This is a genomic window from Micromonospora sp. NPDC047557 (genome assembly GCF_043205095.1).
In the GTDB taxonomy this organism is placed as follows: domain Bacteria; phylum Actinomycetota; class Actinomycetes; order Mycobacteriales; family Micromonosporaceae; genus Micromonospora.
On sequence record NZ_JBIDDK010000006.1, the window covers coordinates 159,555 to 182,689 of the forward strand.

Here is a 23,135-nt window from a genome sequence, read left to right on the forward strand (position 1 = left end):
CCCCTCATGTCGCGACCGGAACCGCACGATCGCGGGGTTGGGTCAGGGCGGCCAGGGGCGTCAGGGGCGCGTTCAGCTGGGTCGCCAGGCGCCGCGCCAGGTGCAGGCGGACCGGGCCGGACTCGCAGTCGACGACGACGCAGGGGGCCGCTGTCGCGGCCAGCACCGCCGCGGCCGCCGCGGCCCGGTCCAGTGGACGCGGCCCGGCGGTCGCTCTGCCGTCGGTGACGATGAGGACCAGGGGGCGGCGCTTCGGATCACGTCGGCGCTCCAGCCGCAGCAGCTCGGCGGCGGCGAGCAGGCCCTCGGCCAGCGGCGTCCGACCACCGGTGGGCAGCTCGGCCAGCCGCGTCGAGGCGGCCAGCACCGACGAGGTGGCCGGCAGCAGCGTCCGCGCACCGCTGGCCCGAAAGGCGATCACGGCGACCTTGTCCCGCCGCTGGTAGGCGTCGGTGAGCAGCGCGAGGACCGCGTCCTTCACAGCGGTCATCCGCTGCCGGGCGCCCATCGACCCGCTCGCGTCCACCACGAACAGCACGAGGTTGCCCTCACGCCCCTCCCGGACCGCCTCCCGCACGTCGTCCGGGCGCAGTCGCAGCGGGCCGTTCAGCCGTCCCCGGGCCGCCTGGTGCGGCGCGGCGGCGCGAATCGTGGCCGGCAGGTGCAGCGCGCCGACCCGAGCGGCCGGCACCCGGGCCCCGGTGGTGCGTCCCCGCCCGGTGCGGGCGCGCGACCGCCGCCCGGGCACGCCGTCACCGACGCCCGGCGCGGTGAGCAACCGGGCCCGCAGACCACCCTGGGGTACGGCCACCGGCTGACCCTGCCCGCCGGAGCCCCGCTGCCGGGTCGGATCGTCGTCGCCACCGTGCACCCCCGCGCTCCGACGGTGCCCGCCCCCGTCGTCGTCCCTCCCGTTCGGCGACTCAGCGCCGCCGTCCGGGCCGACGTCGGCGCGGGACCCCGAGCGCTCGGTCGCGCCGGATGCATCCTGGTCAACGGCGTCGCCGCTGCCACCGTGGGGTCCCGCGCCGTCGGGGCCGCTGCGGCCGGCGCCGCCGCCGGCACCGCCCTGCGGGCCACCGCCGTCCGGGCCGCCGTGCCCGCCGGAGCCACCGCCCGGGCCGCCACCGTCGGGGTCCGAGCCGTCGGGGCGCGATCCAGCGGGGCCACCGTCGTGCGGGCCGCCGTCGTCGTCCGGGTCGTCGGGGTGGGCGTCCTGGGCGCGCTGCAACGCCTCGTCGAGGCGCTTCTCATCCAGGCCCGGCGTGTCGAACGGATCGCGGCGGCGGCGGTGCGGCAGGGCGAGGCGGGCGGCGACCCGTACGTCGTCGATGGTGACCCGGTCCCGGCCGTGCCAGGCGGCGTGGGCGAGGGCGGTACGGGCGGTGACGATGTCGGCGCGCATCCCGTCCACGTCGAACGCGGCGCACACCTCGGCGATCTGCCGCAGCGCGGCGTCCGGAAGACGTACCCCGGGAAGCCGGCGGCGGGCGGCGGCCACCTGGGCGGCGATCTGGGCGTCGGCGTCGGCCCACCGGGCGGCGAAGCCCGCCGGGTCGGCGTCGGCGGCGAGCCGGCGACGCACCACCTCGACCCGGACCTCCGGGTCCCGGCTGGCACCCACCTCGACGGTGAGCCCGAACCGGTCGAGCAGCTGCGGTCGCAGCTCCCCCTCCTCCGGGTTCATGGTGCCGACCAGCAGGAAGCGGGCCGCGTGGCTGACCGAGACGCCCTCGCGCTCGACGTGGCTGCGGCCCATCGCCGCCGCGTCGAGCAGCAGGTCGACGAGGTGGTCGTGCAGCAGGTTGACCTCGTCGACGTAGAGCACGCCCCGGTGCGCGGCGGCGAGCAGGCCCGGTTCGAAGGCGCGTACCCCCGCACCGAGGGCCTTCTCCAGGTCGAGCGAGCCGACGACCCGGTCCTCGGCGGCGCCGACCGGCAACTCCACGAGACGGGCCGGACGGGTCTCGGCGGTGGCGTCGGCCGGGTGCGGCCCGTCCGGGCAGCCCGGGTCGGGCTCGGCGGGGTCGCAGCCGAAGCGGCAGCCGGCGACCCGACGGACCGGGGGCAGCAACGCGGCGAGGGCGCGCACGGCGGTGGACTTGGCGGTGCCCTTCTCGCCGCGCACGAGGACCCCGCCGATCGCCGGGGAGACGGCGTTGAGCAGCAGCGCCAACCGCATGTCGGCCATGCCGAGCACCGCGCTGAACGGGTAGATCGTCACTGCGCCTTCTTTCGTTCGCGACTGCGGGGCTCGCAAAACCGGCTCACTCCTCGCGCTCACACCCGGTCCTCCAGATCGCCCTCGCTGGCCAGGTACGTGTCACGGAGTCGGTCCAGGGTGGCCGGCTCGGGTTTGGCCCACAGCCCCCGGTCGGCGGCCTCCAGCAGCCGCTCGGTGATGCCGCGCAGCGCCCACGGGTTGGACTGCTCCAGGAACTCCCGGGTGGTGTCGTCGAAGAGGTACGCGGCGGCCAGGTGCTCGTACATCCAGTCGTCGACCACGCCGGCGGTGGCGTCGTAGCCGAACAGGTAGTCCACGGTGGCCGCCAGCTCGAACGCGCCCTTGTAGCCGTGCCGGCGCATCGCCGCGATCCACTTCGGGTTGACCACCCGGGCCCGGAACACCCGCCGGGTCTCCTCGCCCAGCGTGCGGGTGCGCACGTCGTGCGGCATCGCCGAGTCACCCACGTACGCCGCCGGCGACGTGCCGGTGAGGTGACGGACCATCGCCACCATCCCGCCGTGGTACTGGAAGTAGTCGTCCGAGTCGACGATGTCGTGCTCGCGGGTGTCCTGGTTCTTCACCGCCACCGCGATCCGCGCGAAGGAGCGTTCCATGTCGGCGCGCGCCTCCCGCCCGTCCAGGCCCCGGCCGTACGCGTAGCCGCCCCACACCGCGTACACCTCGGCCAGGTCGGCGTCGCTGCGCCAGGTCCGCGCGTCGATCAGCGGCAGCAGGCCCGCGCCGTACGCCCCGGGCTTGGAGCCGAAGATCCGGGCGGTGGCCCGCCGCTCGTCGCCGTGCTCGGCGAGGTCGGCGGCGACGTGCGCCCGCACGTAGTTCTCCTCGTCCGGCTCGTTCAGCGCGGCGACCCGCCGTACGGCGTCGTCGAGCAGCGCCACGACGTGCGGGAACGCGTCGCGGAAGAAGCCGGAGATGCGCACGGTCACGTCGACGCGGGGCCGGCCCAGCTCGGCGGTCGGCACCACCTCGATGCCGGTGACCCGCCGGGACCGGTCGTCCCAGACCGGGCGGCAGCCCAGCAGCGCGAGCACCTCGGCGATGTCGTCGCCCTGCGTGCGCATGGCACTGGTGCCCCACACGGTCAACCCGACCGAGCGGGGGTACGTGCCGGTGTCGGCGAGGTGCCGGGCCAGCAGCGAGTCCGCGAGGGCCACCCCGACGTCCCAGGCGTTGCGGCTGGGGATGGCCTTCGGGTCGACGGAGTAGAAGTTGCGGCCGGTGGGCAGCACGTTGACCAGGCCCCGGGTGGGTGAACCGGACGGTCCGGGCGGCACGAACCGCCCGTCCAGCGCCCCGAGGGTGTGGGTCAGTTCGTCGGTGGTGCGCGCGAGCCGGGGCACCAGTTCGGTGGCCGCGAAGCGCAGCACCGCGACGAGGTCCGGGATCGGTTGCCCGGTCACCTCCACGACCACCGCGTCGACGGCGTCGACGTCCCAGCCGAGCGTCTCCATCCCGATGACCAGCCTCCGGGCGAGCGCCTCGATGAGGTCGACGGCGTCGGCGGCGGTGCCGGCCGGCCCGTCCACGATGTCGGTCAGCGCCGCCGGCACGCTCAGGCGCTGTCCCGGCGACGCGAGCAGGTCCTGCTCGTCGAGGCCGTACGCGGCGGCGAGGGCCTGCCGCAGGCCGGGCAGGGCGTGGTTGCCGCCCCAGATCTGCGGGGCGCGCAGCACGGCGAGCACCAGGTTGACCCGTGGTTCACCGGTCGGCGCGTCGGCGAGGATGTGCAGCCCGTCGCGGATCTGCACGTCCTTGACCTCGCAGAGGTACCCGTCGAGGTGCAGCACGAAGTCGTCGAAGTCGTCGGCGTCGGGCATCGCCTCGGCGTGCAGGTCGTGGTGCAGTTCGGCGGCGCGCACCAGGTCCCAGATCTGCGCCCGCACGGTGGGCACCTTGGCCGGGTCGAGGGCCTGCACGGTCGCGTACTCGTCGAGCAGTTGCTCCAGCTTGGCCAGGTCGCCGTAGGTCTCGGCGCGGGCCATCGGCGGCACCAGGTGGTCGATCACCACGGCGTGCGCCCGCCGCTTGGCCTGGGTGCCCTCGCCGGGGTCGTTGACGATGAACGGGTAGACCAGCGGCAGATCACCGAGGACCGCGTCGGGCGCGCAGTCGGCGGCCAGGCCGAGGCCCTTGCCGGGCAGCCACTCCAGGGTCCCGTGCTTGCCCAGGTGCACCACGGCGTCCGCGCCGAAGCCGCCGTCCGCGACGGGCGCGGCCAGCCAGCGGTACGCGGCCAGGTAGTGGTGGCTCGGCGGCAGGTCCGGGTCGTGGTAGATGGCGATCGGGTTCTCCCCGAAGCCGCGCGGCGGCTGGATCAGCAGCACGACGTTGCCGAAGCGCAGCCCCGCGAGCACGAGGTCCCCGCCGTCGGTGTAGAGCTCGCCGGGCGGCTCACCCCAGTGCTCCCGCATCCGCTCGCGCAGCTCGGCCGGTACCTGGTCGAACCATCGCCGGTAGGTCTCGCCGGGCACCCGGGCCTCGGCGGCGGCCAACTGCTCCGGGGTGAGCCACTCCACGTCGTGACCACCGGCGGCGATCAGGGCGTGGATCAGCGCGTCGCCGTCGTCGGGCGGCGGCGCGTCCCCCAGGTCGTAGCCGGCCTCGGCCAGTGCGGCGAGCAGCCGGACCGCCGAGACGGGGGTGTCCAGCCCGACGGCGTTGCCGACCCGGGAGTGCTTGGTGGGGTACGAGCTGAGCACCACGGCGACCCGCTTGTCGGCGTTGGGCACGTACCGCAGCCGGGCGTGTCGTACCGCGATGCCGGCCACCCGGGCGGCCCGCTCGGGGTCGGCCGCGTAGACCGAGAGGCCGTCCGCGTCGATCCGCTTGAACGAGAACGGCACGGTGACGATCCGGCCGTCGAACTCGGGGATGGCCACCTGCATCGCCGCGTCCAACGGGGACAGCCCAGCGTCGCTGCCGGCCCACTGCTCCCTGGTGCTGGTCAGGCAGAGCGCCTGAATGACGGGCACGTCCAGGGCGGCGAGCGCGCCGACGTCCCACGCGTCCTCGTCGCCGCCGGAGGACGCGTCGGCGGCGACCGCGCCGCCGGCCGCGAGCACGGTGACCAGCAGCGCGTCACAGCGGGCGAACAGCCCGAGCGGGCCCGCGCCCGTGGTCAGGCCGCGCAGCGAGCCACAGAAGATCGGCAGCGGGTTGCCCCCGGCCTCCCGCACGGCCTCGGCCAGGACGTCGACGAAGGCGGTGTTGCCGGCGAGGGCGTGCGCCCGGTAGAAGACGATCCCCACGGTGGGACGCTGCGGGTCGGTCGGGTGGTCGCCGTGCACGCCGTACGCCGGGGTGGGCGCGGGCGGGGCGAACCCCTCGCCGGTGAGCAGCACCGTGTCGCTGAGGAACCGGGCCAGGTGCCCGAGGTTGTCCGGCCCGCCCTCCACCAGGTACGCCAGCGCCTGGGTGACCACTCCGGACGGCACCGTGGAGATTGCCATCAGCTCCGCGTCGGGCACCGCCTCACCGCCGAGCACGACCGTCGGCACGCCGGTGGCGAGCACCGCGGCGAGGCCGTCCGGCCACGCCTGCCGACCCCCGAGCAGACGTACGACGGCGAGGTCGACCCCGTCGAGCAGGGCGGGCACCTCGTCGGCCGCCACCCGCGCCGGGTTGGCGAGCCGGTAGTCGGCGTCGCTGGCGCGGGCGGCCAGCAGGTCGGTGTCGGCGGTGGAGAGCAGCAGAACGCGCACGGCAGGCTCCGGACGGTAACGTCGGCACGCTCGCGAGAGCGACCAGACGACGTGTGATGGGCGCAGGGTTCAGCGAAAACCGCGATCCGGCCGGCTCAGCGGCCTGCGGCCGGGAGCGACGGGCGGCGCGGTCCGGAACTCAGCGGTGAACGGAGTCGATGCCGATCGCGGCGGCGGCACGGCCGCGGTGCGCAAGACGGCAGCAGCCGTCGATGATGGAGACGCCAAGCGTCATCGGGTCCTCCTCGGGTGTCCACGCCCTGGGGTACGTCCCGACGGCCGAAGTATCCTGGCTTCCGGATCGATGCTCTCCCCCGGCCTTCCAACCGCAGACACACGGTCGTGACTCACGAGGGGGGATCGCTCCCCGGTGACAGTGGCGGGACCGCGTCGGATTCGCACCGACTTCCTTCACTGCCGTCAGGCCGCGAATGCTGCCACACCCCTGCGCTGCGGGTCAACGCCGCTCCGGCCCGCCGAGCGGGCGTGCGTCACCGAGCCTCAACTGTCGACGCGACAGCCGATCACCTGACCTCGATGCCCCGGATCAATGCCCGACATCCTCTGCTCTGCTTCCCTATACGCAACGAGAAGGGAGCGTCACTGGCGCTTATGGGTAAGCAGAGCAAAGGATCGGCAGAGCACTCTGGCTCGCGCCGCTGGCCCGGCGGTGGTGGCTTCTGGGCTGAGGAGTCTCAGCGGGCGTGGCGCTCCGGGTGTGCCCGATTCCACACCCGCATCCGCTCGGGGTAGCCGGTGCGGGCCGCCTCGTACAGCGGCACCGCGTGCTTGCGGGCGATGGCGCCCGCCGCGCGGGGTGTGCCGGTGCGGCGGCGGATCCATTCGCCGTCGTGGGCGATCGCCACCACTGTGGTGTCGGTGGCGGTGGTCTCCGGCTCCAGGTAGAACTCCACTCCCCGCCGGCTGGCGACGAACGACTCCAGCGCGGCGAGATCGTCCCGGGTGGCCTCGCGGTCCAGCTTCGTCGGGGTCGCCTCGGTGCCCCGTGACCGCCGGTTGAACCAGCCCATGCCCAGCCCCTCTCCTCGGACGCCACTCCAGTTCAGCACCGATTCCTGGCAATACGCTGCACGCCAGGTGGGAGAAATCTGACTCGGCGGAGCGCGGACGGAACCGCTGGAGCGGGCGTACCGAACGGAAGCCCTGAAAGCGGGGGACAACACTCCCCGCCATATTCAACATATACCGCATGGGGGGACTTGCGGCAAGGCCCCCGGTGTACCGCAGAATTGCCCGTCCAAGGCCAGGACCTGCGGAAACGGGAGCCAATACATGCACAACTCGTCGGCGGCGGCCAGCGCGTTCGACCTTCCCGACAACCTCGCCGCCAAGGCCGACCCGGCGCTGATCGCCCGTGACGAGCAGCACTTCGCCGTCATCGCGGCGAGCCTGGAGCGGTCGATCGCCGACCTGTCCGACCGCCTCGACGTCGAGCGCCGGGCACCCGCCGGCAAGGGCCGCCAGGCGGTCGCCCGGGACGAGGAGATCCGCCGGTTGACCGGCCGCCTGCGCGCCCTGCGTCGCTTCGGTCTGGACCTGTGCCTCGGGCGCATCGTCAGCGCGGACGACCCCGAGCCGGTCTACATCGGACGCTTCGGCCTCACCGACGGCAACGGTCGGCGGCTGCTGCTCGACTGGCGCTCCCCCGCGGCCGAGCCGTTCTTCGGGGCGACCCACGCCAACCCGATGGGCCTGGCGAGCCGGCGTCGGTACCGCTGGACGCTCGGCCGGATCAGCGACTACTGGGACGAGGTGTTCACAGCGGACGGGTTCGAGGGGCACGCGGCGCTGGACAACCAGTCCGCGTTCATCGCCAGCCTCGGCGGCAACCGGTCGGCCCGGATGCGCGACGTGCTCGGCACCATCCAGGCCGACCAGGACGCCATCATCCGGGCCGGATCGCGCGGCGCTCTCGTCGTCGACGGCGGTCCGGGCACGGGCAAGACCGTGGTGGCCCTGCACCGCACCGCGTACCTGCTCTACTCCGACCCCCGCCTCGGTCACCGCCGCGGCGGGGTGTTGTTCGTCGGCCCGCACGAGCCCTACCTGGCGTACGTCGCCGACGTCCTGCCCAGCCTCGGCGAGGAGGACGTGCAGACCTGCACCCTGCGCGACCTCGTACCCCAGGGCGCCGCGGCGACGGTCGAGGCCGACCCGGCCGTGGCCCGCCTGAAGTCCTCCGCGGATCTGGTCCGGGCGATCGAGGCGGCCGTGCGGTTCTACGAGGAGCCGCCGACCACGGCGATGACGGTCACGGCCGGCGACACCGACGTGCGGCTGAGCGCGGACGACTGGGCCCAGGCGTTCGAGGCGCCCGGACCCGGCACCCCGCACAACGAGGCGCGGGACGAGATCTGGGAGGAGCTGCTGGCGATCCTGCTCGGGAGGTACGACGGCGACGAGTCGGACGACCTGGTACGCGGATCGCTGCTGCGCAACCGGGACCTGCGCACGGCGTTCAACCGCGCCTGGCCGCTGCTCGAGGCGACCGACATCGTCGCCGACCTGTGGTCGGTGCCCGCCTATCTGCGCCGGTGCGCCCCCTGGCTCGACCCCGAGGACATCCGCCGGCTCCAGCGCGTCGACGCCCGCGCCTGGACGGTGTCCGACCTGCCGCTGCTGGACGCGGCACGGCAACGGCTCGGCGACCCGGAGGCGTCCCGGCGTACCCGCCGCCACGAGGCCACCATCGCCGCCGAACGCGCGCGCATGGCGACTGTCGTCGACGAGCTGATCGAGGCCCACGCCTACGACGACGGTGAGGGTGTGCTGTCCAGCCTGCGCCAACTGGACCTGCAGGACGCGCTTGTCGACGAGGCCGTACTCCCCAGCGCCGATGCGGATCTGCTGGCCGGCCCGTTCGCGCACATCGTCGTGGACGAGGCGCAGGAGCTGACCGACGCGCAGTGGCAGATGCTGCTGTCGCGCTGCCCGTCGCGCAGCTTCACCATCGTCGGGGACCGCGCCCAGGCCCGGCACGGGTTCACCGAGTCGTGGCCGGAACGACTGAGGCGCATCGGCCTCGACCGGGTCACCCTGACCTCGCTGAGCATCAACTACCGGACGCCGCGCGAGGTCATGGCACAGGCCGAGCCGGTCATCCGGGCCGTGCTCCCGGACGCGAACGTGCCGACCTCGATCCGTGGCAACGGGATTCCGGTGACCCACGGATCGGTGCGCGAGCGGGACGCGATCGTCGACGGCTGGCTCGCGGAGCACGCCGACGGGATCGCCTGCGTCATCGGCGAGCCCACCTTCCGGCCAGCGACGAATCGCGTCCGGTCGCTGAGCCCGGAACTGTCCAAGGGGCTCGAGTTCGACCTGGTCGTCCTCGTCAACCCGGAGACGTTCGGCGAGGGCATCCAGGGGGCGGTCGACAGGTACGTCGCGATGACCCGCGCGACGCAGCGACTCGTCGTCCTCACCGGGTCCTGACCTCGTAGGCTGCCGGGCGTGTCGAAGGACGTGCGGGAGGCGGCGGCGCACAACAACGCGCAATGGTGCGACGCCGTGTGCGCCAGTCACGGGCTGGCCGGCCGGATCGACGCCGAGGCGTGGTCGGTGCCCCGCCGCTCGCCACCCTGGTATCCGGACGCGGTCGCCCTGCGCCCCGGCGTCGACCCCGAGGCGCTGCTGGCGCGGATCGACGTCGGGCCCGGCGCGTCGGTGAAGGACAGCTTCGCCGACCTCGACCTCTCGGCGTACGGGTTCCGGGTGCTCTTCGACGCGCAGTGGATCCACCGCCCGCCGACCGACCCGCCGGCCGGCCGGCCGCTCACCCCGGTCACCACTCCCGAAGGGCTGGCGGCCTGGGCGAGCGCGCACGGCGGCGGGGAGCTGTTCCGCCCGGCGCTGCTGGCCGACCCGCGCATCCGGGTGCTGGCCCGCCACGATGAGCGGGGCGCTGTCGTCGGCGGGGCGGTGGTCAGCGGCGACGACCCGGCCGGCGTCTCCAACCTGTTCACCCACACCGACGACCCGGACGAGATCTGGCACGCGATTCCCGCCACCCTGCCCGGCGTACCCCTGGTCGGCTACGAAACCACCCCCGACCTACCACCCGCCCGCCGAGCCGGCTTCCTCCCTGCCGGTCCCCTCCGGGTCTGGCTCCGGTGATCATGAAGTTATCGGCGCGACACGCCGGCATCGCCGGCAATAGCTTCATGATCACCGGGGACAGGGGTCAGGTCAGGCGGGTCAGGTCCTCGGGGGTCAGGGTCAGGGAGGCGGCGGCGATGTTCTCCCGCAGGTGGGCCGGGTCGCCGGTGCCGGGGATCGCGAGGACGTGCGGGCCCTGGTGCAGCGTCCAGGCCAGGCGTACCTGCTGGGGGGTGACGCCGTGGGCCCGGGCGACCGCCTCGACGGCCGCGCCCGGCGTGGCGCTCGCACCCGCCTCCCGACTGGTGCCGGCCAGCGCGAAGAAGGGCACGTAGGCGATCCCCCGCTCGCCGCAGACGCGGACGAATGCGTCCTGCTCCCGGTACGCGTCCAGGCCGTAGTTGTTCTGCACGCAGACCACCGGCGCGATGCCCGCCACCTCGTCCAGCTGCTCGGGCCGGACGTTGGACAGCCCGAGATGCCGGATCAGCCCGGCGGCGCGCAGCTCGGCCAGGGTGCCGAACCGCTCGGCCAGCGGCATCGCGCCCGGCCCCCGGCCGAGCCGCAGGTTCACCACGTCCAGCCGGTCGCGGCCGAGGCGGCGCAGGTTCTCCTCGACCTGGGCGCGCAGCTGCGCCGGGGTTTCCGCCTCGCTGAATCCGGTCACCGGGTCGTAGCCGAAGCCGACCTTGGTGGCGATGACCAGATCCTCGGGGTACGGGGCGAGCGCCGCGCGGATCAGCTCGGTGGCGTACCGGGCGGGGCCGGTACCCACCCGCAGGGTTCCGCCGGGCGAGACGTAGAACGCGGCCGTGTCGATGTGGTTGACGCCCCACTCCACGGCGCGGCGCAGCAGCGCGATCGCACGCTCGCGGTCGGGGTTCGCGGTGATCCGCATCGAGCCGAAGCCCATCCGGTGCACGGTGCGGTCGCCCAGGGTCCAGCTGCCCGCCGCGGCGGCGGTGATCTCGTCGGTTGGCATCGGGCGACCGTAGCCAGCGGGGGCGCGCGGCGCACTCGGCCGCGCACCCGATACCGCCGCGCCCCGATCTGGGTTAGTTTTTCTGTGCTGCCGGAGCCTGCTCGTCGGCTGCTGCCGGGGCCTGCTCGTCGGCTCGCGGCGGGCGCAGCGCCGGCACCAGCGCCAGCGTCGGCAGGAGCAGCAGCGGCACCACCAGCAGCGCCCGCAGGGTGCCGACGTGGTCACCGAGCAGGCCCAGCAGCGGCGGCCCGCCCAGGAAGGCCGTGTAGCCGATCACCGCGACGACGCTGACCCGTACCGCCGCGTGCGCCTCCTCGTCGGCCGCCGCGCTCATGCCGACCGGGAAGCCCAGCGACGCGCCGAGGCCCCACAGCGCGACGCCGACGATGGCCACCGGCCCCGAGCCGGCCAGCACGGCCAGGCCGGCGCCGGCAGCGGCGAGCAGCAGGGTGCTGCTGAGCACCGGCACCCGACCCCAGCGGTCCAGCGCGATGGTGCCCGCGGTGCGCCCGATGGTCATGCCGACGACGAACACGCCGAAGACCGCCGCTCCGGCGGCCTCGCTCAGGTCCCGGCCGTCCACGAAAGCGACCGCCAGCCAGTCGTTGGCGCTGCCCTCCGTGAACGCCGCCACCAGCACGAACAGCCCGATGAGCAGGGTGCGCGGCTCCCGCCAGGCGGCGAGTTGGGCCCGGCGACGGCCGGCCGGGCTGGTGTCCGCCGTCTGGTTGCCCGCGTCGACGGCCGGTTGGGGCAGGAACATCCGGGAGGCGAGCACGGTGCCGACGAGTACCACCACCGCCACCGCGGCGAGGTGCGCGCCGACCGGCACGTCCAGGCGGGCGGCCCCGGCGCCGAGACCCGCGCCGGCCACCGACCCGAGACTCCAGGCCGCGTGGAAACGGGGCATGACGGTACGCCCCAACCGCCGCTCCACCGTGGCGCCCTCGACGTTCATCGCCACGTCGCAGGCGCCGGAACCGTAGCCGAAGGCGACCAGCCCCAGCCCGACGACGACGGACGACCCGGCGACCGTCGCGCCCAGCCCGGCCACGATCAGGCCGACCGCGACCAGCGCGGTGGCGATCGTCACGGTGCGGGCCGAGCCGAGGCGCTGGGCGAGCAGCCCGGAGGTCGGCATGGCGAGCAGCGCGCCCACGCTCATCGCCAGCAGCAGGAGGCCGAGGCGCCCGGCGGAGAGGTCCAGCGCCTCGCGGACCGCCGGCACCCGGGAGAACCAGCTGCCGACGGCCAGGCCGTTCAGGGTGAAGGTGACGGCGACGCCGTTGCGGGCGAGCCGGACGATCCGTGCCGGAACTGTGGTGTCCGGGGCGACGGCCGGGCTGGTGGGGGCGCTCACAGCTGTGGGTCCTCTTCCTCGGGGTGATCTCCTGGCACGATCGCACACCTGAGAGCGCTACCACCACAAGCGGGTCAGCCCCTTACCGACGACGCGCAGGCCGGGGGATGATTCCTGGCAGGCGTACGCCCGCCCCGGGCGGGCGCCGGGGGGAGGGCACCATGACGGCAGCGGCACACCGGCCAGCCACTCTGGAGGACGTCGCCCGGGCCGCCGGGGTGTCCCGGTCCACGGCCTCGCGGGTGATCGCCGGGACGGGATTCGCCTCGCCGGCCGCCCGGGAGCGCGTGGTGACGGCCGCCGACCAGTTGGGTTACGTGCCCAACTCGGCCGCCCGGGCGCTGGTGCGCGGCGGCGGCGTACGGCTGGTGGTGGCCGTCGCGGGGGCCAGCGCGGCGGTGTTGGACGACCCGTACGTCCACCGGGTGGTCGGCTCGGCAGCCCGGGTGTGCGCGCCGGCCGGCGTCGGGGTGGCGCTGCACTGGCTGCCGCTGGGCGACCCACGCGGCCTGGACCGGCTCGCCGCGGACCGCAGCGTGTGCGGCGTCGTGCTGGTCAACACCACCGAGGCCCTGCTGGACGCCGTACCCCGGTCGCTGCACGGCCGGGTCGCCTCGATCGGCATCGGCTCGGCCGAGGTGCCGTCGTTCGACGTCGACAACGCCGCTGGCGCCGGCGAGGTGCTGCGCCACCTGTACGCCACAGGCCGCCGCCGGATCGCCATGGTGACCGGCCCGGCGTGGCTGCCGTGCTCGCAGCGCCCCGTGCAGGCGTACCGCCACCTGATGCGCCAGGCCGGCCTGCCCGAGCGGGTGGTGGACGGGGACTTCACGGCGGCGCGTGGCCGGGCGGCGGCCGGCGAGGCGCTGCGCCGCTGGCCGGACGTGGACGCGATCTTCGCGATCAGCGACGAGACCGCGCTCGGGGTCATCGCGGCGCTGCGCGAGGGCGGTGTGCGGGTGCCCGGTGACGTCGCGGTGGCCGGCTTCGACGACATCCCGCTGGCCGGTATGACCGCGCCGGCGTTGACCACCGCGAGCCACCCCGTGGGCCGGATCGCCACCGCGGCGGCCACCGCCGTGCTGGCCGGCCGCCCGGCCGCGCCGGTGACGCTCTTCCCGTCCGCCCTGGTGCCCCGCGACAGCGCCTGAGCGGGCCGCCGGTTAACCGGCGGCCGGTCGGGTAACCGCCTCGCACCTTTCGCCGACCGCGAGGAGTGGTGGCTCGTGTCCGACTCCGCGCCGCCGACCGGGGCGTCCGCGCAGGGTCCCCGGCACGGCCGGTTGACCACCCGCCCGCACCCGCCGGTGGTGTCGGGTCCCACCGGCCTCGTGCCGCTGCCCGGCGGCGACGGCGGCCGGCCGGCGATGGCGTACGTGCCGGAGCCGGCGGCCGACGGCGCCGCGTACCGGCTGGTGGTGCTGCTGCACGGGGCGGGCGGCTCCGCGCGGCAGGGCCTGGACCTGCTGCTGTCGGTGGCGGACGCGCATCACCTGCTGCTGGTCGCCCCGCAGTCCTCGGGGGCCAGCTGGGACCTGATCGCCGGCGGCTTCGGGGTGGACGTGCAGCACGTCGACGCCCTGGTGGCCAGCGCGTTCGACGGCTACCCCGTCAGCGGTGTGACGCTGGGCGGCTTCTCCGACGGGGCCTCGTACGCCCTCTCGCTGGGCCTGGCCAACGGCGACCTGGTGGACGCGGTGCTGGCCTTCTCCCCCGGCTTCGCCGCGCCGCCGCGCATCTGCGGCCGGCCCCGTATCTTCGTCTCGCACGGGGTGGAGGACCGCGTCCTGCCAATCGACGTGTGCAGCCGCCGCTTCGTGCCGCACCTGCGCGACCTCGGCTACGACGTCACCTACGAGGAGTTCCCCGACGGCCACGACGTCCCGGGCCCGATCCGGCAGAGCGCCACCGGATGGCTCACCGCCGGCACCGGGCAAGACCCGAGCGCAGGGACGCGGTGACGGGTCACACGGCGGGCAGGCCGAGGGCCTCGTCCACGCGGGCCAGGACGGCGGCGTCGTCGTCGGGGTGCACGCCCCGCAGCAGGTCGATGGCCGTCGCCCGGATCTGTCCGATGATCATGGCGAGTGGGAGGGTCGGGGTCGACCCGAAGAGCTGCCCGGCCGTGCGGACGGCGGCCAGCGCCGCCTCGTCCGCCCGGGCGGCGTGCCGGTCGGCGGCCTCCTCCCGCCCGTCCAGGTCGGCGGCGAGCGCCGCGCCGGTCTCCCGGACCGCCTCGACCAGGCAACGCAGCGCCTCGCCCAGCTCCGGTGGCGTGGAGGTCCGCAGTCGACTGAGCGTCACCCCGGCGCGGGCCAGCACCCGGACGTTGCGGACGACGTAGTCGGTCTGCCGGAGCGACTCGTCCACCGACCGCAGCCGGCCGATGTGCCGACGCCGGCGCACGTTGAGCCGCAGCGCCTCACCGGCGGCGAGCACGCCCTCGCGCAGCCCGTCGACCCGGGCGTCCATGCCCCGGGCCCGCGTCAGCGCGGCCATCGCCGCCGACTCGTCGCGATCGTCCAGGGCGTCGGCGATCCCGCCCACCAGGCCGGCCAGCTCGTCGAAGGTCCGCCGGACCTCGGCGACGAGGGGGGCGAGCGGGTGCCGGGCGTCGACGAGGAGGCTGACGGCGAGCGCGACCGCGCCGCCGACCAGCGCGTCGACGAAGCGGAACGGCACCAGCGACCCGTCCGGTGGCGCGACCACCACCAGGTAGAGCGCGGAGACCGCGGCCTGGACCAGGGTCACGCCGGTGGCGCCGAAGGCGACCGCGAGCAGGACGGTGAGCAGGATGACGGTGCCGACCGTCCACGTGGTGCCCGGGCCGAGCGCCTGCACGACCAGGTCCGCGACGAGCACTCCGGCGGCCACCCCGAGCACGACCTCGACGGCCCGCCGGATCCGCTGCCCACGGGCCTGACCGAGCACGATCAGCGCGGCGGCCGGCGCGAAGAAGGGCTCCGGATGCCCGAGCAGGCGGGTGGCGAGCAGCCAGGCCACGGTCGCCGCGACGGTCGCCTCCAGCACCGGCCGCCAGCCCTGCCGCAGCCGGTGAGCGGCGACCCGTAGGCCCCCGAACCACGCCATCGCCTACCTCCGCTCACCTCGACCGCACGCCGGGGGTCCATGATCACCCGCGCCCGTCCGGCGGCCCGGAGCGCCCCTCGCGATCGTTCACCATCGCGCGGTCGACCCGCTCACCGGGCTGCCGCGCTCGGTGGTCGACCCGCCGTACGGGCCGCGGATCGGCGCACCGGCCGGCTGATCCCGGCCCGGGGCTCAGCTGCCGGTCAGGGCGCGCAGCAGCGTGCGGACGGCGCCCGCGAGATCGGCGCGGCTGGCCGGGCCGCCGGGGTGCGGGGCGGTGAGCGCGCCGGCGCCGACCAGACGGTGGAAGAGCAGCCCGTCGACGAAGGCGACGAACTGGTCGCCCTGCCGCTCGGGGTCGGTGGCCCCGGCCCGGGTCAGCAGGTCCCGTGCCTGTGCCCGCAGGCCGGTGCCGTGTTGCAGGATGCCGCGCAGTTCGGGGCGGTGGACCGCCTCCAGCAGACAGGCGTAGCGGGCCAGCGTCCGGCTGCGTCCGGTGCTCAGCCAGCGGTCGAGAACCTCGGCCACCCCGGCAGCGAGCCGGTCGAGGTCGTCGCCGTCGAGCCGGGGACCCGGCGTCGGGGAGGGCGGGCCGGTCGGCAGGTCGTACGCGGCCAGGTCGGTCCGTTCCCGCTCGGCGAGGCGTTCCACCACCGCTTCGATCAGCGCCTGCCGGGTGCGCAGGTACGCGGAGGTGGTGCCGGCCGGCAGCCCGGCGCGACCGTCGACGGCCCGGTGGGTCAGCGCCCGCATGCCACCGTCGGCGATCAGCTCGATGGCGGCGTCGGTCAGCAGCGCGATCCGGTTGGCGCGGGCCGTCACGGGTCTCCTTCGGGTCGAGGTCCGCAGGTAGTATCGCTCTTCTACAGATGTAGAAGGGTGGGCGACATGGGCGAGCCACACGCGGTCGTGGTCGGCGGCGGCATCGGCGGGCTGAGCGCGGCCCTCGCCCTGCACCGGCATGGATGGCGGGTGACCGTGCTGGAGCGCGCCCCCGAACTACGCGAGGTGGGCGCCGGACTGACCCTGATGGCCAACTCGCTGCGCGCCCTGGACTCCCTCGGCCTGAGCCCGGCGCTGCGGTCCAGCGCGCATGCCGAGGCCCCCGGCGGGATCCGCGACCGGCGGGGCCGGTGGCTGTCCCGGATGGACGGCGCGGAGATGATCCGGCAGCTCGGCACCAGCGCGCTCGGCATCCACCGGGCCACCCTGCACCGCATCCTGCGCGAGGCGCTGCCCGCGTCGTCGCTGCACACCGGGGCCGAGGTCGAGCACGTCGAGTCCGAACCCGACCGTGCCACGGTGCGCTACCGCGGGCCCGACGGCCCCCGAACCCTCGACGCCGACCTGGTCGTCGGCGCCGACGGCCTGCACAGCCGACTGCGCACCCAGCTCTGGCCGGAGATCCCGGCCCCGGTGTACGCGGGCTCGACGGCCTGGCGGGCCGCCGTCGCGTTCCCCGACCCGATCCCGACGGCGATCACCTGGGGCCCGGCCGCCGAGTTCGGCATGGTGCCGCTCGGGGAGGGCCAGGTCTACTGGTTCGCGGCACTCACCGCTCCGCCCGGTGGCCACGCCCCGGACGAGCTGGCGGCCGTACGGGACCACTTCGGCGCCTGGCACGAGCCCATTCCCGCGCTGCTGGCGGCGACCCCACCCGGGGTGGTGCTGCGCAACGACATCCACCACCTGGCCACGGCGCTGCACTCGTACGTGCGGGGACGGGTGGCGTTGCTCGGCGACGCGGCCCACGCGATGACGCCCAACCTCGGGCAGGGCGCCGGGCAGGCGATCGAGGACGCGGTCGTGCTCGGCGCGGCCTGCTCCGGCGGCGCGCAGGGGTTGCCGGCCGCCCTGGCGTCGTACGACGAGCAGCGTCGCCCCCGCAGCCAGGCCATCGCCCGTGCCTCGCTGCGCGCCGGCCGGTACGGCCAACAACTGCGCAACCCGCTCGCCCTCGCCGTGCGCGGCGCCGCGCTGCGACTGATCCCGGCCGGCGCCGTCCTGCGCGGCATGACCCGGCAGGTCGACTGGCGACCACCGGCGGGCTGAGCGAGCGGCGACTCAGCCAACCACGATCATCGACTCGGCCTGGGTTCGGGCACACCGGGACGCAAAACTCCAGTTTATTGTTTTCCGCCGCTTCCCACCTCGGTCGAATACGACAGTGCGCCGGTACAATCGGCGACTGCCTTGTGACCGATCGCTGACTGCTCATGGTGAAAGCGATCACACACACTGAGCGCATGAACAGGAGCGTCAACCGCGGCAGGGCACTCCGCGTCGCGGTGTGCCTCCTCCTTCTCGCCGCGTTGAGCGGCTGCATGCAACTCAACATCGGGCTCACCGTCAACGCTGATGACACGGTCGACGGGCAGTTGCTGCTGACCGCCCAGAAGTCCCTGCTGAGCGCCCGGAACAAGAACATCCCGACGGCCTTCGCCGAGCTGCGGCAGAATATTCCGGCGCTGCCGCCCGGCGAGGAGACCAGCTACGAGGACAGCAAACTCTTCGGCACCCAGATCAGTTACCGCAGGGCACCGCTCGCGAGCTTCGACAGCGAAAGCGTCAAACTGGTCCGAGACGGCGAATTCTACCGTTTCACGTTACCGCTGGATCCGAAGAAATACGGCGGGAAAATTGCCCAGCAGAATCCTCAACAACAGCAGGCTTTCCTCAAGCTGATGTCGTTCGAGATCTCGGTGACGTTTCCCGGTCGGGTGATCGACACCAATGGCACCGTCAACGGCCGGTCGGTCACCTGGAAGGTCGACTCCAACCAGGACAAGCCGATCGAGCTGCGGGCCATCGCCGAGGCGCCGCCCCGCCCCTCGGCGTCACCGGCAGCCGCCGACTCCGACTCCGGCGGTTTCCCGTGGCTGCTGGTCGGCGGCGGCGTACTCCTGCTGCTGGTGCTCGCCGCGGTGGGCGTACTCCTGCTGCGCCGCCGTCGCCCGACGGCGCCGGCCGCACCCGGCGCGACCGCACCGGGGCCGACCTCGCCGGGCCCGCCCGCCGGCGCTCCCGGGCCCGGTTGATCCATCCGGTGGCCGGCCCCGCCGGCCACGTCCGGCCCCGGCCGCCCGCGACGACGGCGACCGGCGCCGGTGCTCCCCCGCGGAGCACCGGCCCTCACCACCACCACATCCCGGTCGCACCATCGCAGAAAAGGGGGATCGCCGTGAACGATCTCTTCACCTGGGCCGCCCTGGGGACCATCGCCGGCGCGAGCGCCGCCACCCTGCTGGCCACCAACGTCATCGGCGGGCTCATCGGCCCGAGCGGCGACAAGCTCCGCAAGTGGATCGCCATCGCCATCGCGCTGCTGCTGTCGTACCTGACCGCGGCCTTCGCCGACGACGCCGGCGGCGAGAAGTGGGTCATCGCGTTCTTCAATGCGCTGGTGATCTTCTCCGCCGCGCTCGGCGTCAACCAGTTCCCGCCCGGCAACCGCCAGGCGACGCCCACCCAGCTCGCGAGCGGTCGCGAGCCCCGTGTCTTCCGCTCGTGGGTCTGAGGAGTGACGTCATGATCTTCGGAATTCTCAGCGCGGCGATCCAGGTGGGTCTCGGCGCCGTCCTCGGCCTCCTGGCCGGCGGCCCGGTCGGCCTGCTCATCGGCGCCGTCGTGGGCCTGCTGGTCGGTGCGGCGTTCGGCTGGGCGGTCACCTCCGCCGGGGTGTACGCGCCGGACGCCCGCGGCATCTTCCTCTTCGTCGTCGACCACACGTGGAGCCTGCTCAACACGATCGTCGGGGCCATCTACCTGGCCGTGCACCTGATCTTCGGGCACTCGCTGGACCGGCCCACCTCGGCCGGCAGCGGCCGGGTCAGCGTGGTGGAGGGCGTCTCACCCCGCTACGCCACCACCATCGGCACCGTCTGCGCCGGCTCCAGCTCGGGCATCCAGCGCCACGAGGACGTGCACATCTTCCAGGCGCGGCTGCTCGGCCCGCTCTACATCCCGCTGGTGCTGGCGAACTACGTGCTGTTCACCATCGCGCCGGTCTGGCTGCTCTACCACGACCACACCAACGCGCCGATCAACCGGTTCACCCGCTACTTCGAGATCGGCGTCTACCCGCACGTGTGGAACGAGGCCATCGCGTACCGCATCCAGGGGACGCCGCCGCGATGACCACCGACGGGCGCGGACCGATCGAGACGGCCACCGCCGAGCTGGCCGAATGGCTGACCGGCGTGGCGGGGCAACCCGTCCCGATCGGCCCGCCCCACGCCGGCGTCGACGCCGACGGGCTGACCCTGTGGCCCCTCGAACTGCGCCCGGCCCAGCAGACGCGCTCCAGCGGCGCGGTCCGCGAGCCGTACCGGTTCACGGTCCGCTACCTGCTCTGCGTGGCCGGGCCGGCCGGGCTGGCCGTCCTGGACCGGGTGCTCACCGCCGCGACAAGCGACGGCAGCTACCCGCTGGTGCTGGAGGCCGGCGACGCCGCGCTGTGGAGCGCGTTCGACGCCGCGCCCCGACCGGCGCTGCTGATCGACGTGCCGACGCAGGTGGACCACCCGACCCCCGCCGCGCCGCCGGTCCTGCAACCGCTACGGCTGCGCCAGCTGTCGATGCGCACCCTCGCCGGTCGCGTCGTCGGCCCCGCGGACCAGCCGCTCGCCGCCATGCGCGTCGAACTGCCCGGCACGGCGTCCGCGACCCGCACCGGCCCCGACGGCCGGTTCCTGATCGCCGGGGTCCCGCACGACCCGGAACACCCCGGCCCGGTACGGCTGCGGCTCAGCGGGCGCGGTCTCGTGCTCACCGCCGACGTCGACGCAGACGAGGACGACATCGTCATCGTCTGCGCGCCACCGACCCACTGACGCCCACCCGCACAGGAGGACCGATGCCCAGCTACTTCTCCCCCGGCATCTACGTCGAGGAGGTCCCCAGCGGCGCCCGACCGATCGGACCGGCGAGCACCAGCATCGCCGCGTTCGTCGGCGTCGCCCCGAACCGCGGCGCCCACCTGGGCAAGGCGGTACCGGTCAACAACTGGACCGAGTTCCTGCGGCTCTTCGCCGACGGGGACCAGGTCGAGAGCACCCCGCTGGCCCGGGCCGTGTTCGGTTTCCTCGACAACGGAGGCGCCCGCTGCTGGGTGGTCAACGTCGGCGAGGGCGGCGCCATCACCGGCACCGGCCAGCGACGCGGCGGCCTGCAACTGCTGGAGGCCATCGACGAAATCTCCATCCTCGCCGCTCCCGGCTTTTCCGACGTGGTGTCCCACGAGGCGCTGCTCAGCATGGCCGAGCGCACCCGCACCATGGTGGCGATCTGCGACCCTGCCCCGGACATCGACGACATCTCCGCGCTGACCCGGGTCGCCACCCCGTCGTCCGGCAAGCCGCCCAAGCCCGCCGACGGCGCGACCGCGCCCAAGCCCGCCGAGGGCGCGGCCGGCAGCGCGGCACCCGGTGGGTCCGGCGGCGGCGAGGGACCGGCGTACCGGCCCCGGCAGTCCGAGTTCGGCGCGTTCTACTACCCGTGGATCGAGGTACGCGACCCGATCAGCGGGGAGCTGGAACTCACCCCGCCGAGCGGGCACCTCGCCGGCATCTGGGCCCGCACCGACGCCCTGCGGGGCGTGCACAAGGCGCCGGCCAACGAACCCGTGCGCGGCGCGGTCAACCTGGGCTACCTGGTCACCCGCCCGGAGCACGACGTGCTCAACCCCAAGGGCGTCAACGTGATCCGCTACTTCGCCGGCGAGGGCATCCGCGTCTGGGGCGCCCGTACGCTCGCCGCCGAGGCCAGCGAGTGGCGCTACCTCAACGTACGGCGGCTCAGCATCGCCATCGAGCAGGCCATCGCCAACGGCACCCGCTGGATGGTCTTCGAGCCGAACGACTTCACCCTCTGGCGCTCGATCCGGCGCGACATCGGGGCGTTCCTGACCCGGGTGTGGCGCGACGGCGCGCTGCTCGGGCGCAGCCCCGAGGAGGCGTTCTTCGTCAAGTGCGACGAGGAGACCAACCCGGTGGACGTCCGCGACGCCGGCATGGTGATCGCCCACATCGGCATCGCCGTCGTCAAGCCCGCCGAATTCGTGGTGTTCAAGTTGAGCCAGTGGGCCGGCGGCACCGAGACCGAGACGATCGGAGGCTGACACATGCCCACCACAGCCACCCCGCAGCCGGGCGCCCCGGTCGACCCGTACCGGGCGTACAACTTCCGGCTCCTCATCAACGGCGTCACCAACGGCCACTTCACCGAGATGAGCGGACTGGAGGTGAACATCCCCGGGCAGCCGTACCGCGAGCACGGCCCCGGACCGACGCGGATGGTCCCCGGCCAGGCCGAGTACGAGCCGGTGACCCTGCACTTCGGCCTCACCGCGTCCCGCGAGCTGTGGGACTGGGTGAACGCCACCGCCCAGGGCACCCTCAACCGCCGCAACGTGTCGGTGGTGCTGCTGGACTCCGCGGGCACCGCCGAGGTGCTGCGCTGGAACCTGATCGACGCCTGGCCCACCCGGTGGCGCGGGGCGCACCTCAACACGGTCAGCCACGAGATCGCCATCGCGTCGCTGACGCTGCGCTACGAGGGCCTGGAGTTGGAGACCGGCGGTGCCGCCGCGCCGACGCCCGCGTAGGTGGCTGGCCGGCCGGCTCCGCTCGGCGGCCGGCGCGGTGCAGCGCCTCGCCGGACTCGTCGAGAACACCGGCGTACCCCCGGCGCCTCCGGCGCAGGTGCCACGTCGTCTCGGGGAGCCGCCCCAGCACTGGCTGAACCTGGTCGCCGCACACGCCCCCGGCCTGCTGCGCGAACTGGACCTCGACGCGACCCCGCCCGGCGCCGAGCAGACGCCGGGCCGCGACGAGCGGCGGGACGACCGGGGAGAAGGTGGTGTGCCGTCGACCGCTCCGGCGCACCCGTACGAGGTCGAGGAAGGAACCGGCTCTGCCGATGAGAAGAACCGGCGCTTCGCCGAGCGGGCCGGTCGCCGCGTTCGCGGCCCGGCCGCCCCACCCGATGACCGCGCACGCGGCGTCCGGGCGACCGGTACGGCGGACGACCTCGGCGCGACGGACGGCCCGAGCACGGTACGCGGCCCTGGTGCACCCGACGCCCACGGCCGCAGCAGGACGGCCGGCCTCGGCGGGAGAGACGGCCTCGGCCGGACAGCCGGTCTCGCCGGGAGAGCCGACGTCGCCGGGACGGGCGGGACAGACGTCCTCGGCCGGACGGGTGCGGTGGGGGCGGACGGGAGACCGGACGGATGGCGGCCATCGGGCCGGGGTGGGAGGTCGGGTTGGGTGCCCGACGCCTCTGGCCCGGGCGGTCGACCGGGCAGCTCGGGAACCGGCAGCGTCAGCCCTGGTGGCGATTCCGACGCCACCCACCCCTCGGGCGGGCACGGCGGGGAGGCGGCGTCCTCGCCGGCGAATCGGCGCTGGTCCGGCCGGATACCGAATCGTTGGCCCTCGCGCCCGTCATCGTGGCCGGACGCGACGACCCCGACGGCCACGGCGGCCACGCCCCCCGCACCGGTGGGACCGGCACGACGTGACACCCCGACCACCGACGCACGCGTCCCGACCCGGGCAGGACGGCCCGCCGCCCCGCCCCCGGCCACCCGCCGCAGCTCACCGCCCGCGATCGTGGAGGAATTCGGCCCCTCCA

Annotated in this window: 18 protein-coding genes and 1 riboswitch; of the genes, 11 read left to right on the forward strand and 7 right to left on the reverse strand. The window is 74.4% G+C overall.

The window, feature by feature from the left end:
* Positions 1-4: 4 nt before the first annotated feature.
* The 3 genes from ACGGAQ_RS17100 to ACGGAQ_RS17110 form a co-directional block, all read right to left on the reverse strand.
* Positions 5-2,284, reverse strand: a complete 2,280-nt coding sequence (locus tag ACGGAQ_RS17100; protein ID WP_393050021.1) for a VWA domain-containing protein — start codon at positions 2,282-2,284, stop codon at positions 5-7.
* Positions 2,281-5,949 carry a cobaltochelatase subunit CobN gene (cobN, locus tag ACGGAQ_RS17105; RefSeq protein WP_393050024.1) on the reverse strand — a complete coding sequence of 1,223 codons (3,669 nt, stop codon included), beginning with the start codon at positions 5,947-5,949 and terminating at the stop codon, positions 2,281-2,283. Before cobN ends, ACGGAQ_RS17100 begins: the two co-directional genes overlap by 4 nt.
* Before the next feature lie 282 nt (positions 5,950-6,231).
* Positions 6,232-6,361, reverse strand: a riboswitch (cobalamin riboswitch).
* Positions 6,362-6,644: 283 nt separating this feature from the next.
* On the reverse strand, positions 6,645-6,980 hold the full coding sequence (locus ACGGAQ_RS17110; RefSeq protein WP_234589536.1) for a hypothetical protein: 336 nt from the start codon (positions 6,978-6,980) through the stop codon (positions 6,645-6,647).
* Positions 6,981-7,242: 262 nt separating this feature from the next.
* On the opposite strand from ACGGAQ_RS17110, the gene helR reads away from it, so the two are divergent.
* Complete coding sequence (helR, locus tag ACGGAQ_RS17115; protein WP_393050027.1) at positions 7,243-9,405, forward strand: RNA polymerase recycling motor ATPase HelR; 2,163 nt, start codon at positions 7,243-7,245, stop codon at positions 9,403-9,405.
* An 18-nt stretch (positions 9,406-9,423) separates the two neighbouring features.
* Positions 9,424-10,086, forward strand: a complete 663-nt coding sequence (locus tag ACGGAQ_RS17120; RefSeq protein WP_393050029.1) for a hypothetical protein — start codon at positions 9,424-9,426, stop codon at positions 10,084-10,086.
* A gap of 67 nt (positions 10,087-10,153) precedes the next feature.
* Here ACGGAQ_RS17120 and ACGGAQ_RS17125 read toward each other — a convergent pair whose 3' ends face one another.
* Positions 10,154-11,050 (reverse strand): aldo/keto reductase, encoded by an 897-nt coding sequence (locus ACGGAQ_RS17125; RefSeq protein ID WP_393050032.1) that lies wholly within the window; start codon positions 11,048-11,050, stop codon positions 10,154-10,156.
* A gap of 73 nt (positions 11,051-11,123) precedes the next feature.
* Positions 11,124-12,410: an MFS transporter gene (locus ACGGAQ_RS17130; protein WP_393050035.1), complete on the reverse strand. Its 1,287-nt coding sequence runs from the start codon at positions 12,408-12,410 to the stop codon at positions 11,124-11,126.
* Positions 12,411-12,571: 161 nt separating this feature from the next.
* Here ACGGAQ_RS17130 and ACGGAQ_RS17135 point away from each other — a divergent pair, with 161 nt between their 5' ends.
* Together ACGGAQ_RS17135 and ACGGAQ_RS17140 are read left to right on the forward strand one after the other, a co-directional pair.
* Positions 12,572-13,561 carry a LacI family DNA-binding transcriptional regulator gene (locus ACGGAQ_RS17135; RefSeq protein ID WP_393050038.1) on the forward strand — a complete coding sequence of 330 codons (990 nt, stop codon included), beginning with the start codon at positions 12,572-12,574 and terminating at the stop codon, positions 13,559-13,561.
* Positions 13,562-13,636: 75 nt separating this feature from the next.
* Complete coding sequence (locus tag ACGGAQ_RS17140; protein WP_393050041.1) at positions 13,637-14,371, forward strand: alpha/beta hydrolase; 735 nt, start codon at positions 13,637-13,639, stop codon at positions 14,369-14,371.
* A gap of 4 nt (positions 14,372-14,375) precedes the next feature.
* Here ACGGAQ_RS17140 and ACGGAQ_RS17145 read toward each other — a convergent pair whose 3' ends face one another.
* Entirely contained in the window at positions 14,376-15,500 is a 1,125-nt protein-coding gene (locus ACGGAQ_RS17145) for an aromatic acid exporter family protein (protein ID WP_393050044.1), read from the reverse strand.
* Between the two features lie 192 nt (positions 15,501-15,692).
* Positions 15,693-16,322, reverse strand: coding sequence for a TetR/AcrR family transcriptional regulator (locus ACGGAQ_RS17150; protein ID WP_393050047.1), 630 nt, complete (start codon positions 16,320-16,322; stop codon positions 15,693-15,695).
* Positions 16,323-16,388: 66 nt separating this feature from the next.
* On the opposite strand from ACGGAQ_RS17150, the gene ACGGAQ_RS17155 reads away from it, so the two are divergent.
* The 7 genes from ACGGAQ_RS17155 to ACGGAQ_RS17185 all read left to right on the forward strand — a co-directional run bounded on the left by ACGGAQ_RS17155 (position 16,389) and on the right by ACGGAQ_RS17185 (position 22,104).
* Positions 16,389-17,552 (forward strand): FAD-dependent oxidoreductase, encoded by a 1,164-nt coding sequence (locus ACGGAQ_RS17155; protein ID WP_393050050.1) that lies wholly within the window; start codon positions 16,389-16,391, stop codon positions 17,550-17,552.
* A 194-nt stretch (positions 17,553-17,746) separates the two neighbouring features.
* Positions 17,747-18,538 (forward strand): LppM family (lipo)protein, encoded by a 792-nt coding sequence (locus ACGGAQ_RS17160; RefSeq protein WP_393050053.1) that lies wholly within the window; start codon positions 17,747-17,749, stop codon positions 18,536-18,538.
* Between the two features lie 143 nt (positions 18,539-18,681).
* A complete protein-coding gene (locus ACGGAQ_RS17165) occupies positions 18,682-19,017 on the forward strand; it encodes a hypothetical protein (protein WP_355065267.1) in 336 nt (111 codons plus the stop codon).
* An 11-nt stretch (positions 19,018-19,028) separates the two neighbouring features.
* Positions 19,029-19,637 carry a glycine zipper family protein gene (locus tag ACGGAQ_RS17170; protein WP_387179731.1) on the forward strand — a complete coding sequence of 203 codons (609 nt, stop codon included), beginning with the start codon at positions 19,029-19,031 and terminating at the stop codon, positions 19,635-19,637.
* Positions 19,634-20,332, forward strand: a complete 699-nt coding sequence (locus ACGGAQ_RS17175; protein ID WP_393050056.1) for a carboxypeptidase-like regulatory domain-containing protein — start codon at positions 19,634-19,636, stop codon at positions 20,330-20,332. Before ACGGAQ_RS17170 ends, ACGGAQ_RS17175 begins: the two co-directional genes overlap by 4 nt.
* Before the next feature lie 23 nt (positions 20,333-20,355).
* On the forward strand, positions 20,356-21,618 hold the full coding sequence (locus tag ACGGAQ_RS17180) for a phage tail sheath family protein (RefSeq protein WP_393050059.1): 1,263 nt from the start codon (positions 20,356-20,358) through the stop codon (positions 21,616-21,618).
* Between the two features lie 3 nt (positions 21,619-21,621).
* Positions 21,622-22,104 carry a phage tail protein gene (locus ACGGAQ_RS17185; protein WP_354862842.1) on the forward strand — a complete coding sequence of 161 codons (483 nt, stop codon included), beginning with the start codon at positions 21,622-21,624 and terminating at the stop codon, positions 22,102-22,104.
* Positions 22,105-23,135 lie beyond the last annotated feature (1,031 nt).